Origin of the sequence: Janthinobacterium sp. SUN176, from assembly GCF_030587335.1 — a bacterium.
Lineage (GTDB): Bacteria > Pseudomonadota > Gammaproteobacteria > Burkholderiales > Burkholderiaceae_D > Janthinobacterium > Janthinobacterium kumbetense.
The window spans coordinates 165,912-179,625 of sequence record NZ_JAPWIA010000003.1 but is presented as its reverse complement, the minus strand read 5'-3'; the positions used below and the strand labels follow the sequence as shown (position 1 = coordinate 179,625).

Here is a 13,714-nt window from a genome sequence, read left to right as displayed (position 1 = left end):
TGGCGCGCAGCATGAAAAAAAGCCCGGAAAGCTAAGCTTTCCGGGCTTTTTCAGTTTTCAGCCGATGCAATCAGCTTAGAACTTGTAGGAACCGCTCAGGTAGAACTGGCGGCCCAGGGCGCTCGAGTACGATGGGTTGTAGCCAATTTGATGCGAACCCGTGTTGCGCAGGGTGAACGGCGGATTGCGGTCGAACAGGTTCAGGATGCCGCCCGTGATTTCCACGTTCTTCATAGGACGGTAAGCCGTCTGGAAGTCGAAGGTGGTGTAGCTCGGCACTTCCAGCTGGATGCCATAGCATTCGCCAGGGCTGCCGGCGACGATCACGGCGCAATCGTCGACCGTCTGTTCCTTGTCCGTGTAGCCATTGCGGTAGCTGGCGCTCAGCGTATGCGTGAACTTGGCCGTCTCATACGAGGTGGTGGCGCGGATGATGTTGCGGAAGCTGACCTTGTCGTTCGAACCGTAGCGATTCAGGCTGGTTTCCCACTGATCATCGGTGCCCGGCGTCGTGTAGCGCGAACGCAGCAGGTAGGTACCCATCAGGCGGCTCGTCAGACGGCCGTCCAGCAACTTCATCTTGTGGGTGAAGTCGTAGTCGATACCGCGGTTTTCCACCTTGCCGATGTTAATCGGCAGCAGCTTGATGGCCAGCACGTCGAGGCCTGTCGAGGTGATGTGCTTGGTGGTGAACAGGTTGGCATACTTGGCTGGATTGTTGAAGATCAAGCCTTCGGAGACTGCCGTGACCTGGTCGCGGATTTCCACGTTCCACAGGTCGAACGACATCGACAGGCTGTCGATCGGCTCGAACACGGTACCGATGCTCCATTGCTTCGACGTTTCCGGCTTCAGTTCAGGATTGCCGCCCTGGAAGGCTTCGAATTGCTGGCGTCCAACGCCACTGCAATAGCTGGCCAGCGGGTGACCGCCCATGCCGTTTGCCGCCGTCAATGGGCATTGGTAGTTACCGCCCGTGACGCCCCAGTCTTCCAGCGGTCCGGCGATTTCCTGCATGCTGGCGGCGCGGAAGCCGGTGCCGGCAGCGGCGCGGAACATCAGGCTCTTGGTCGCGGAATACTTGCCGCTGATTTTCCAGGTGGTGGCGTTTTCTTTCTTGCCTACCGTCTTGCCCGTCAGCTTGTCGTCGATGGCGCCGATCTGGTCATAACGCACCGAACCGGTTACTTCCAGTTTTTTCGAAATCGGCAGCATCAGCTCGGCATAGGCGCCAGCGTTGTCGCGTGCGTATTCGCTGTCGACTTGCGCATTGTCAAACAGGATTTGCGCCTGCTTGGCGACATCCGCCTGTTGCATCTTGAACGAGGTGTTGCGGTAGTCGGCGCCCACGCCCAGCATGGCGGTGCCGCCTGGCAGCGAGAACACAGGGCGCGAAGCGCGGCCGTCGACGCCCTTCATTTCCACGGTTTGCGTGTTGTAGGTGCCGCTGAAGCCAGTACCGAGCAGGGCTTGACGCATGGTGTCCGGCATGGCGCCCACGGGGTAGGCGAACGGGTCGATAGTGCCGGCGTCGAGCAGGGCGTTGAACTTGTCGGACAGCGGGAAGCCGCTGACGTAGTCCTGCGTCTGCTTGTTTTTCGAGTACGTCACGGCCGTGTTGATATCCCAGCCGAATGCACTGCCTTCCACGCCACCGACGAGGTGGGTCGCCTTGTTGCCGTAGTCGTACACGCGGTTACCCATTTCGGACAGGCGGTACTTGGCGACGCCGCTCACGGCATTGGCCAGCTGCGACGGGCTCAACTGCGAGGCAATGTATTTGCTGAACAGGGGCGAATTCGGGGAAATGGAGAAATCGGCCGGGTACGGCGCGATGCTGGCCTTGATGCTCGCTTCGGTGTAGGCGAAGTCGTAGAAACCTTGCCAGCCGGTCTTGCCCAGCTTGACGGTACCCGAACTGAACAGCGAGTCGCGCTTCGATTCGGGATTGATTTCAATGGTCGACGGCGAGTCGAAATAGCAGTTGCCATCGCCGTAGAAGTCCATATTGCCAGGCGCGCACTTGCCGCCATGGGCCAGTGCATACGGATTGGCCAGGTTGACGGTATCGACGAATGGTTTGTTGGTTTCCGGGTTGATCACCACATTGCCGTTTGCATCGGTACGGTTGTAGGTGGCTGCGGCATTGGCTGCCGACGAACGCGAGGAACCGTTGATGAATTGCAGCGCCTTGCCGGTCTTCGGATCGTTGAAATTGATGATGCCGCTTTTCGCGAAGCTGCGCTGCGATGCTTTCAGCGATTTTTGTTCGTCGTGGCTGGCCGACACGAAGATGCTGTAGCCGTCTTCGTCGATATCGCCGAAGCCCTTGCTGATTGAAATCGAATTGCTGGCGCCGCCTTTTTCTTCAGGGCGCGAGTACTTGGCGTTGATTTCCAGCGGCGATGTGCCTTTTTTCAGGATGAAGTTGACCACGCCGGCGATGGCGTCGGCGCCATACAGGGCCGAGGCGCCGTCCGTCAGCACTTCCACGCGTTCGATGGCCGACAGGGGGATCGAATTCAGGTCGATGGTGGTGCCGGAATTGGATGGCGCCAAGCGGCGGCCGTTCAGCAGCACCAGCGTGTAGGCTGCGCCGATATCGTGGATCGAGGCCGTGGTGACACCGCCGCCGCCGCCGCCCACCGAATCGGCGGCCACGGAGAAGCCCTGCATTGCAGGAATTTGCTGGATGAAATCGGTAACCGTGGTAACGCCGGTTTTCTTGATGTCTTTCTGGTTGAACGACTGTACCGGCAGCGACGCTTCGGAAGCGATGCGCTTGATGCTCGAACCCGTGACTTCCACGCGTTGCATGGTGCCATCTGTTGTTTCTTGCGCATACGCGGCGTGCATGCTCAGGGCCATGCCGCCTGCAAACATCAGGCGCAGCGACCGCGATATTACATTTTCTATCATCATCTGAAATTCCTTGTTATTGTGATAAAGATGGCATTTATTTTGAAATAACATGTTGCTTGCTGACAATTTATTTGCTTATTTCAAAATTGACCAACGAAAATTCTGTAAATTTTCTTGGGCCTCATCAAAACATTCACGATTCAGATTGTCAATTTCGTGCGGACTTTTTGGACGAAATGCAACATTTTCCTGTTTTTTTTATAATCCTTCAGCAATAAAATATCGTGAACCCTTGTCAGACTTGCTCAGATGCGTAAAATAAAACGGCGCACATCATCGCTGATGGCGCCGTCTTTGGTTCCGCTGGCAAATGCCTGCCAGCGCTGCCCGTCTGATCTCGTTTCCCGCAATTCCCCCTTAAAACGTATAGCTGCCGCGCAAGTACCAGGCGCGCCCGATCGGGTCCGTGTAGCGCGGGTCATAGCCTTTCTGGAACAAGGTGCCCTGGTTCGAGAACGGCGGTTCCTTGTCGAACAGGTTTTTCACGCCGGCCGTCAGCAGCAAGCCCTTCCACGCATAGCTGCCGGAGACGTTCAGCAGGCTGTAGGACGGCACATCGTGGCGGTACTGCGGATCCACCTGGTTCTGATCCGTGTAGCCGGACTTGAACGATTGCGACACGGTGGCGCCCCAGTTGCCCATGCGCCAGTTCAGCGCCGCCGTATGCTTCCAGCGGAAGACGGGATTGTTGTCCGCGTAGCGGCCCACGTTGGCGATGAATTCGCCGCCGCGCTCGTTCTGGTAGTCATACTTGTGGGTCCAGGTGCCGTCGACCGACACGCTGAAATCGCCATACGCACCGCGTCCCAGGCGCGCATTCAGGCTGACGTCGATGCCGTCGGTCTTCACTTCACCGAGGTTGTCGTTCAGGTCGAGGATGGCGTAGGGCGAACCGTCGGGATTGCGCAGGAACAAGGCCTTGTATTTTTCATAGTTGCCGTAGATCGATTGTTCGGGCAGGGACGAAATCTTGTCCTTCAAATGGATGTTCCAGTAATCGACGGCGACGGTGACTTCCTTGATGGGTTCGAGCACCAGGCCAAAGGCGAAGGTGGTGGATTTTTCCGGTTTCAGCTTTTCATTGCCGCCTTGCAGCTTGAATTGCTGCAAGTCGCAATCGCGCAAGGGATTGGCGCCCGGTTGCGGCACGCCTCCGGGGCACAGGATCGGGTCGTCGTAGGAATCGTTGGTATCGTTCTTCGACGGCGGCGCATTCTTTTCAAACAGCGTGGGCGCGCGGAAACCCGTGCTGGCCGAGCCGCGCAGCACCAGCGCGCTGCTGGCCTGGTAGCGCAGGGCCAGCTTCGGATTGGTGGTGCTGCCCACGTCGCTGTAATGGTCGAAGCGGGCGGCCAGCTGCACTTCCAGGTCCTTGATCAGCGGCAAGTTAACTTCGCCGAAGACGGCCTGGATCGTGCGTGAACCGCTCTTCGACAGCGAGCCGGACAGGCCTGAACTGGTGGCCTGGCCGGCGATGTCGCGGTTCACGTTGAAGTCGGCCTTTTCGCGCCGTACTTCGCCGCCGAGCGCAATCGCCAGCGGGCCGCCGGCCAGTTGCATCAGGTCGCGGCTGCCCTTGAGGTCGAAGCCCGTGGTGGTGACCTTGGCGTTCTGCACTTCGCCGCGCAGGGCGGTGCTGTCCAGATAAGTCTTGCCGGCCGCATCCTGCACGCCAAACGGGTTCAGGATGCCATTGAGCACGCCGGCGGCGAACGAGGCATCCTGCACATAGCCACCCGTAAATTTCTCCGACGATTTGCTGATCGCGTGGCTCAGCCCCGTCTTGTAATCCCAGCCCGCCAGTTCGCCTTCGAGAGCCAGCACCAGGCGGTCCGCCTTGCCGTCCGAATCGATCTGCCGCTGGCCCGCTTCCACGGGGCGCCAGTTGACGCTCAGCGGCTGGCCCGACAAGCCCGGCTGCGCCGGCACGCCGCCCGCCTTGCCCGGATAATATTTGCTGCTAATGGGCAAGATCAAGCCCGTTTGCGGCGGCGGCGCCGTGCGTGCCTTCACCTTGTTTTCCGAATGCAGATATTCCACCGTGGCCAGGTGGCCGCCGCCGAGCTTGAAGGCGCCCTTGCCGAAGAAGGCCACTTGCTCCTGCGCGGGCAGATCGTCGATCTGGCGCGTGTAATCCTGGCGGCAAGTGCCGTTGGCGGCCGCCACCGACAGCGGCGGCAGACAGCCGCTGGCCGCGTACGGATTGCCGGCCAGGCCCTTGCCGCCGTTGGCCGCCGCATCGAAGTAGTTGCCAGGGAAGGTGGTGCCGCTGGTGAGCGACAGGCCCCGCTCGGGAATGATGCCGGTCTTGGAAAAATCGCGGTCCTGCGAGGTGAGCACATTTTGCTTGTGGTAGTCGACCACGCCGAAAATATTGTAGCCGTCCGTGTCGAGCTTGCCGAAACCCGTCGACAGGTTGATGCGGTGCTCGCCGCCGCCCTTGTGTTCAGGCGCGACGACCTCGGCGGTGATATTCGTGACGTTGACGGAGCGCTTCGTGATGAAGTTGATGACGCCGCCGATGGCGTCCGTGCCGTAGATGGCCGAGGCGCCGTCGCGCAGCACTTCGACCCGTTCCAGGGCGGCGATGGGGATGATGTTCAGGTCGACGCTGGCGCCGTCATACGGATGGTTGGCGATGCGCCGGCCGTTGAGCAGGACCAGGGTCTTGTCGCCGCCCAGGCCGCGCAAGTCGGCGCTGGCCTGGCCGCCCGTGGGCAAGCCGCTGGTATTGCCGCCGACGGCATTGCCGCTGCCCATGCTGGACGCATTCGAGGGGATCTTGCTGAGCACTTCCTGGGCCGTCGTCAAGCCCTGCTTGGCAAAATCCTCGGCCTTGAAGATGGACAAGGGCGTCGCCGTTTCCGAGACGAGGCGCTTAATGGAGGAACCGGTGACTTCGACGCGTTGCATGCTGCTGGTATCGCTGACTTCTTGCGCCAGCACCTGCTGGCTGAGCAGGCCGGCGGCAAGGCCGCTGGCGCAGATCAAACGGATGGAACGGGACAAGCGTGTTTCTCTGATCATGTTCAAGACTCCTGGAAAAGCGGTTGGCTAGAAGGGCAAGAACGGCCGCGCTGGTTGGCGCACCGAGAACATTGAAAAGTATTTATATCTTTTCAAGAGATTCACTGTAATGAGCTGCAAAAGTCCTTGTCAACGTGGCAAACAGGTTTGTGTGCCTAAACAACGCAGTGCATCAGAGGTACTGATTTAGAACAAAGAAGGTGCATTTTGTGCCGCATTTTTGACGAGGCTGCCATCCCCCCTCGTGCGCAAAATAAAAAAACGCTCGCTGCAGTGCAACGGGCGTTGGTGTGGATGGCATGACGATAGTGACTTGTGCCTGCCGGATGTTCAGGCTGTGCGTGGCAGCCTGAGCGGACGCTGGAAGAAATTGTCGCTGGCGCCCAGTTTCGGCGTGGTCGACGAGAAACGGTCGTATTTGTCGTCACGCAAGGCGCCGGACAATTCCACCATCTTGATCACGGGCGCCAGCACTTCCAGGAACACGGCCGACACCTTGCTGTCGCCCCTGGCGGCTACATAGCTGGAATGGATGGCGCCGTCTTCCGTGCCCGACAACGATGGATTGTCGAGCTTGTCGCGGCGGTGTTCCGCGCCCACGGCCAGGCCCAGGGCGCCGACTTGTTTTAATATTTGCAATTATTTTAATGTTGCACCGCGCCGTATATTTTCCGTACTGCCATAAAAACTGTCGTCATTCAGGGCCGTAACGGTTACTGCCAAGTCGTTTTTTCATGGTGGCGACCGGTCTTTGTTGCGCTGCGGAAGATTTCCCCTGCACGGCAGGCAGCCGTGGCTGCCCGCCACGCCCGTACTGCGGCTTTTTGCCCGGCGAACAAAATATGCGTTATCGTTACGCCTTTTTCCAGCGCGCCTGCATGCGGACGGGGCTGGCGATGAGCAAGGCATAGATCTTGCGAGGATGGACTGGTTTTGGCGGTGGAATCCTGTATCCCAGGGGGAAGCCAGTACAAGCGCACCAATACGGTGCGACAGATAATCGAGATGAAGGGTATTACATGAAGTCACCATGGATGCGGCGCGTGGCGCTGCTCGCCTGCCTGGCCACCCTGCCGCTGGCGGCCGTTGCCGCCGATGCCCCCAGCGCCGCGGCCGCGCCGGTCAAAACCTTGCGCTATATCTTGCCGGCCGCCGAGACGGGCTTCGATCCGGCCACCGCGCGCGACCTGTATTCGAACCACATCACGCAGGCTGTCTTCGACACCCTGTACACCTATGATTACCTGGCGCGCCCCGTCAAGGTGGTGCCCGGCGCGGCTGCCGCCATGCCGGAAGTGTCCGCCGACGGCAAGACCTACACCATCCGCCTGAAAAAAGGCATCCTGTTCACGCCCGATGCGGCGTTCGGCGGCAAGCGCCGCGAACTGACGATGGCCGATTACGTGTATTCGTGGAAACGATTGTTCGACCCGCGCCTCGCTTCGCCGCATAGCTGGCTGTTCGAAGGCAAGGTAGTGGGGCTGGACGACCTGGCCAAGGAAGCGGCCAAGGCGAACAAGCTGGACTTCAACAAGAAGGTGGCCGGCCTGGAAATTCTCGATCCGTACACCTTGCGCATCACGCTGACCAAGACGGATTTCAACTTCCCCATGATCCTCGCCTACGTGCCGACGGCCGCCGTGGCGCGCGAAGTGGTGGAAAAATACGGCGACGTGAAGGGCGAAGTGGGCTCGAATCCCGTCGGCACCGGCTACTACACGCTCGGTGAATGGACGCGCGGCAACCGCATCGTCCTGAACCGCAACCCGCAACACTTGCCGGAAACGTGGAATTTCATGGCTGGCGACGACCCGGACGACCAGCGCATCGTGCGCCAGATGCAGGGTAAACGCATTCCCGCCATCGACCGCATCGAAATTTCCGTGATGATCGAAGACCAGTCGCGCTGGCTGTCCTTCCAGAGCGGCGGCACGGACGTGTTTTGGCTCGACGGCCCGCTGGCGCCGAAAGCATTGCTGAACGGCAAGCTGCGTCCCGAACTGGCGGAGAAGGGCGTGCAACTGTCGCGCTTGCTGGACCCGGAGATCAGCTATTACTACTGGAACATGGAAGACCCCACCCTCGGCGGCTTCAGCAAGGAAAAGATCGCGCTGCGCCGTGCCATTGCCATGGCGCACAATATCGATGAAGAAATCCGCATCATCTGGAATGGCCAGGCCAAGCGTCTCGACTATCCGATCCCGCCGGGCGTCGTCGGCTACGATCCGCACTACAAGAGCCTGCTGCAATACGATCCCGTGCTGGCCAATAAATTGCTGGATAAATTCGGCTACAAGAAGGGCGCCGATGGCTGGCGCACCTTACCGGACGGCAAGCCGCTCCTGATCCGCTACGCTTCGCGCAACGAAGCCAATGGCGTGCTGCAGGCGGAAATGTGGCGCAAGACCTACAACTCGCTGGGCATCCGCATGGAAAACGACCGCATGATCTTTTCCGACATTTTGAAGACGGAAAAGCAGTGCAAGATGCAGACGCGCACGGCGCCGTGGCTGGCCGATTATCCGGACGGCGACAACTTCATGCAGCTGTTCTATGGCCCGAACACGCACCAGAACAACAATGGCTGCTACCAGGACCCCGAGTACGATAAATGGTACGCCGCCAGCCAGGCCATGCCGGCCAGCCCCGAGCGCGACGAGCTGTTTCACAAGATGGCGCGTCGCCTGGAAGTCAATGCGGGCGCCCTGATCGGCTACGCGCGCTACCGCAACATGCTGGCGCAAAAGTCGGTGCAAGGCTACAAGAAGCACCCGATCCTGTTCCAGGAATGGGCGTACATGGATATCGACAGCACGGGCACGCCAATGGCGCCCGTTGCCGATTCCGCTAAAAAATAAGCGCAGCTTATAACGACAAGGAATCATTATGTTTGCTTATATCCTGCGCCGCTTGTGGCAGATGCTGCCCACCATGCTGGGCGTCGTCCTGCTGGTGTTTATCCTGTTCAACTGGGTGGGCGGCGACCCCGCCTACATCCTGGCCGGCAAGATGTCCAGTGCGGAAAGCATCGCCAACATCCGCCGCCAGCTGGGCGTCGACCAGCCGTACTACGTGCAACTGTGGATCTTCATCAAGCAGATCGTCACGTTTGACTTCGGCCAGAGCTGGGCGACGGGGGAATCCGTGTCGCACATCATCACGTCGCGCCTGGGGCCGTCGATGATGGTGCTGATCCCGCTGACCGTGCTGGAAACGTTTTTTGGCGTGGCGCTGGCGCTGGCCATCGCTTTCGTGCGCGGCTCGCTGACGGACCGCGCCGTCATGATCGCCTGCACGGTGGGCATGTCGATTTCCATCCTCGTCTACATCATCGTCTTCCAGTACGGCTTTGCCTACAAGCTGGGCCTGTTCCCCGTGCAAGGCTGGGGCGACAGCTTCTGGGAAAACCTGCTGCGCTATTCGACCTTGCCTATCCTGATCGGCCTGGCCGTGTCGATTGCGCCGACCCTGCGCTTGTTCCGCACTTTCGTGCTGGACGAGGCCAACCAGGATTACGTGCGCACGGCGCGCGCCAAGGGCTTGAAGGAAGGCCGCATCATGTGGGTGCACGTGCTGCGCAATGCCGGCATCCCCATCATTACCTATGTGATGTCGAACTTGCCGGCCCTGCTGATCGGCGCTTTCCTGCTCGAGCGCTTCTTCGGCATCCCCGGCATCGGGCGTGAAGTGATTTTGGCTGTCGAGCGCAGCGACTTTCCGGTGATCAAGGCGATCACCGTGTATGTCGCCGCCGCCACCATGCTCTTCAACCTGCTCACCGACCTGCTGTACCAGGCGGTCGATCCTCGCGTACAACTGAAGTAGAAAGAGACGATGTCGAAACCTCATACATCGCCCGGCCTGTGGGCCCTGGCGTGGCGCCGTTTGCGCGGCGACAAGATTGCAATGGTATCGCTGGCCGTGGTCGGCGCCTTTTTCCTGCTGGTACTGGCTTCCGCCAGCGGCCTGGTGGCTTCGAACTGGGAAGACGAAGTGGCCGTCAGCTACGCGCCGCCCACGTTTGTCGGCGCCGACAAGGACGTCGCCGCGGCCGGCGACGGGGCCATTCCCCTGGCCGACGAGCGCAGCTCACCCACACCCGTCAACGTGCTCGACCCGCTGGCCGATGATATCGCCGAACTGCGCGCCCAGATGGGCAGCAACCCATCGGCTGGCGTGGAAATGTACGGCGTCGCGGACCCGCTGGCCGACGACTTGACGGCCTTGCGCGCCGGCATGGGCAAGGCCAAGAAACTCGTCACGCACAAGGCGGCAACCTTGCCGTTCGGCGCCGACAAGTGGGGCCACGACATCCTGCAGAAAACCGTCAAGGGCGGCGAGACGTCGATCGTCGTGGGCCTGGTGGCCGCCTTGCTGGCCGTCGTGCTGGGCACCATCTTTGGCGCCGTGTCCGGTTACTTCGGCGGCATCGTCGATGACTTCTTCAACTGGTTCTACAGCATTTTTACGTCGATTCCTTCGATCCTGATGATTTTGACGGTGGCGGCGGTGCTGCAACAGAAGGGCGTGCTGACCATTGTGCTGATCCTGGGCTTGACGGGCTGGACGGGGCCGTACCGCTTGATCCGCGCCGAATACATCAAGCACAAGGCGCGCGAGTACGTGATGGCGGCCGACGCCATCGGCGCCTCGCACTGGCGCAAGATGTTTTCCCACATCTTCCCGAACGTCAGTCATGTTGCCTTGGTGCAAATGTCCATCCTCGTGGTGGGCTTCATCAAGGCGGAAGTGATCCTGAGTTTCCTCGGCTTTGGCGTGCCGGTGGGCACCGTCTCGTGGGGCAGCATGCTCAACGAGGCACAAAATGAACTGATCCTGGGCAAATGGTGGCAGTTGACAGCCGCCGCCACGGCGATGGCCGTGCTGGTGACGGCGTTCTCGCTGTTTACCGATGCCTTGCGCGATGCGCTCGACCCCAAAGTGAAATAGGAGTTGCTCATGGACCAGAATAACCTGTTGGAAGTGCGCGACCTGCGCGTCACTTTCCGCCTGGACAAGAAGACCACGTTCGAAGCCGTCAAGGGCATCTCGTTCAACGTGCCGCGCAACAGCACCGTCGCGCTGGTGGGCGAATCGGGCAGCGGCAAGTCCGTCAGCTCCCTGGCCGTGATGGGCTTGTTGCCGCCGGATAACACCATCATCGATCCCGCCTCCAGCATTCATTTCGGCGGGCGCGATCTGCTCAAATTATCGATCGCCGAGCGGCGCACCATGTGCGGCAAGGATATCTCGATGATCTTCCAGGAGCCGATGTCGTCCCTGAACCCCGTGTTTACGGTGGGTTTCCAGATCGCCGAAGTGTTGCGCCAGCACATGGGCATGAACCGCAAGCAGGCGCGGGCGCGCACCCTGGAATTGCTCGAGGAAGTGGGCATACCCGACTCTGCCACGAAAATCGACGCCTACCCGAGCCAGATGTCGGGCGGCCAGCAGCAGCGCGTGATGATCGCCATGGCCATCGCCTGCGAACCGAAGCTCTTGATCGCGGACGAGCCGACGACGGCGCTGGACGTGACGATCCAGAAGCAGATCATGGACCTCATCGCGGCGTTGCAAAAGAAACACCAGATGTCCGTGCTGTTCATTACCCATGACCTGGGCCTGGTGGGAGAGATCGCCGACCAGGTGATCGTCATGCGCCACGGCGAAGTGCGCGAGACGGGGGACGTGCGGCAAGTGTTTGAAGCGCCGCAAGACAGTTATACCAAGGCGCTGCTGCATTGCCGTCCGTCCCTGGACGAGCGCCCTTGGCGCCTGCCCGTCATCGCCGATTATATGGATGGCAAGGCGGGCCCCGGCATCGAGGTGAAGCAGCGCACGCGCGGCTACACGCCGGGCGACGAGCCCGTGCTGGTGGTGAATAATCTGAGCAAAAGCTTTTATACGCGTGTAGGCTTGTTCGGCAAGCGCGAATTCCAGGCCGTCAAGGATGTGTCGTTCACTTTGCCCCGCGGAAAAACGCTGGGCGTGGTGGGCGAGTCCGGTTCCGGCAAGACGACGGTGGGCCTGACCCTGCTGCGCCTGCACCAGGCGACGGGCGGCACGGCCATGTTCCACGGCAAGGACCTGATCGCCATGCCGAACAAGGAGTATTTGCCGTATAAACGCCGCATCCAGATCATCTTCCAGAATCCATATGCCTCGCTGAACCCCCGCTTCACGGTGGGACAGATCCTGCTGGAACCCATGCGCATCCACAAGATCGGCGCGACGGACCAGGAACGCATCGCCAAGGCCTACTGGCTGCTCGATAAAGTCGGCTTGCCGGAGCAGGCTTTCCACCGCTATCCGCACGAGTTTTCCGGTGGACAACGCCAGCGCATCGCCATTGCCCGCTGCCTGACGATGCAGCCGGAAATTCTCGTCTGCGACGAATCCGTGTCGGCGCTGGACGTGTCGGTGCAGGCGCAGGTATTGAACTTGCTGCAGGATTTGCAGGATGAATTTGGATTGTCGTACATCTTCATCTCGCACGATTTGTCCGTCGTCAAATACATCGCCGACCAGGTGATGGTGATGCACAAGGGGCAGGTGGTGGAACTGGCCGATTCGGATGAGCTGTACCGCAATCCCGTGCATCCGTACACGCGCACGTTACTAAGCGCCATACCGAAGGGCGTGCAAATATAAACACGCTTTTACGGTAAGATAGCGGCCATGCCCAACCTCATTTACCTGCTCGAACATTACGGTGTCCTGATTGTCTTTGGCATCGTGCTGGTGGAGCAGCTCGGCCTGCCGATTCCCGCCTTTCCCATCCTCGTGGTGGCGGGGGCGCTGGCCGTCGATGGCGACATGAATGGGGGACTGGTGCTGGCCGCCGCGCTCAGCGCTTGCCTGATCAGCGACTTCACGTGGTTCCGCGCGGGCCGCCATTTCGGCAAGCGCATCCTGCGGCTGCTGTGCCGCATCTCGCTGTCGCCCGATTACTGCGTCAGCCAGACGGAAGACAAATTCAAGCGCTGGGGCCCGAAAGCCCTGATCGTCTCCAAGTTCGTGCCGGGATTCAATACCGTGGCCGCGCCCATGTCGGGCGCGCTGGGCACGCCGCCGGGCCTGTTCTTCCTATACGCGGGCCTGGGCGCCTTGCTGTGGACCGGCACGGGCATCGTCGTCGGCGTGATTTTCCATGCCAGCGTGCAGCAAGTGCTCGACTTGCTCAGCACCATGGGCAGCACGGCCTTGCTGATGCTGGCCACCTTGCTGGGCTTGTTCCTGCTGTACAAATTCCTCGAACGCCGGCGTTTCCGCCAGGCCTTGCAGATCGAGCGCATCGGCATCGATGAATTGCTTGAACTCATAGAGCAGGGCGAAGAGCCGCTGATGGTCGACGCGCGCAGCGCCACGGCGCAGGCGCTGGAACCGGCCGTGCCGGGCGCCTTGTTTTTCAATGGCAAGGAACCGGTGCCCGCCATGATCGCCATGGACAAGGACCGCCACATCATCGTGTATTGCAGCTGCCCCAACGACGTGACGGCCGCGCAAGTGGCCAAGCTGCTGCACCAGCACGGCTTCCACCGGGCCAAGCCCCTGCATGGCGGCCTCGATGCCTGGAATGCCGCCTACCGCTCGGACCAGCCGGCGCCCCCCAGCCTGCTGGGCGAAGGCTTGCCTTCCTGATCCGGGCTGCCGCCGGCACGCCAGGCTGGCAGTAAAACCCACAGTAAAAACCGGTAGTAATAATACGAAAACACCTTTGCGGCCCGGCCAGGACGGTAGCGCCGCACCAGTGCCGCCGCGTCCC

The 13,714-nt window shown here is 60.5% G+C and carries 8 protein-coding genes; 5 read left to right on the top strand and 3 right to left on the bottom strand.

All coding sequences use genetic code 11. From position 1 onward, the window contains the following. Positions 1-75: 75 nt before the first annotated feature. The 3 genes from O3299_RS22125 to O3299_RS22115 all read right to left on the bottom strand — a co-directional run bounded on the left by O3299_RS22125 (position 76) and on the right by O3299_RS22115 (position 6,588). A complete protein-coding gene (locus tag O3299_RS22125; protein WP_305063219.1) occupies positions 76-2,922 on the bottom strand; it encodes a TonB-dependent receptor in 2,847 nt (948 codons plus the stop codon). A gap of 357 nt (positions 2,923-3,279) precedes the next feature. After that, positions 3,280-5,949 carry a TonB-dependent receptor gene (locus O3299_RS22120; protein WP_099665298.1) on the bottom strand — a complete coding sequence of 890 codons (2,670 nt, stop codon included), beginning with the start codon at positions 5,947-5,949 and terminating at the stop codon, positions 3,280-3,282. A gap of 330 nt (positions 5,950-6,279) precedes the next feature. Next, the gene (locus O3299_RS22115) at positions 6,280-6,588 is read right to left on the bottom strand and encodes a TonB-dependent receptor (protein ID WP_305054327.1); all 309 of its coding nucleotides are present in this window, start codon (positions 6,586-6,588) and stop codon (positions 6,280-6,282) included. A gap of 380 nt (positions 6,589-6,968) precedes the next feature. Here O3299_RS22115 and O3299_RS22110 point away from each other — a divergent pair, with 380 nt between their 5' ends. Genes O3299_RS22110 through O3299_RS22090 form a run of 5 tightly spaced genes read left to right on the top strand, consistent with a single transcriptional unit; the run spans position 6,969 to position 13,590 of the window. Continuing rightward, positions 6,969-8,807 (top strand): ABC transporter substrate-binding protein, encoded by a 1,839-nt coding sequence (locus O3299_RS22110; RefSeq protein ID WP_305063218.1) that lies wholly within the window; start codon positions 6,969-6,971, stop codon positions 8,805-8,807. Between the two features lie 28 nt (positions 8,808-8,835). Then, complete coding sequence (locus O3299_RS22105) at positions 8,836-9,774, top strand: ABC transporter permease (RefSeq protein ID WP_034782513.1); 939 nt, start codon at positions 8,836-8,838, stop codon at positions 9,772-9,774. A 9-nt stretch (positions 9,775-9,783) separates the two neighbouring features. Further along, on the top strand, positions 9,784-10,899 hold the full coding sequence (locus O3299_RS22100) for an ABC transporter permease (protein ID WP_305054329.1): 1,116 nt from the start codon (positions 9,784-9,786) through the stop codon (positions 10,897-10,899). A gap of 9 nt (positions 10,900-10,908) precedes the next feature. Next, positions 10,909-12,600 carry an ABC transporter ATP-binding protein gene (locus O3299_RS22095; protein ID WP_305063217.1) on the top strand — a complete coding sequence of 564 codons (1,692 nt, stop codon included), beginning with the start codon at positions 10,909-10,911 and terminating at the stop codon, positions 12,598-12,600. Positions 12,601-12,627: 27 nt separating this feature from the next. Next, entirely contained in the window at positions 12,628-13,590 is a 963-nt protein-coding gene (locus O3299_RS22090) for a VTT domain-containing protein (protein ID WP_305063216.1), read from the top strand. Positions 13,591-13,714 lie beyond the last annotated feature (124 nt).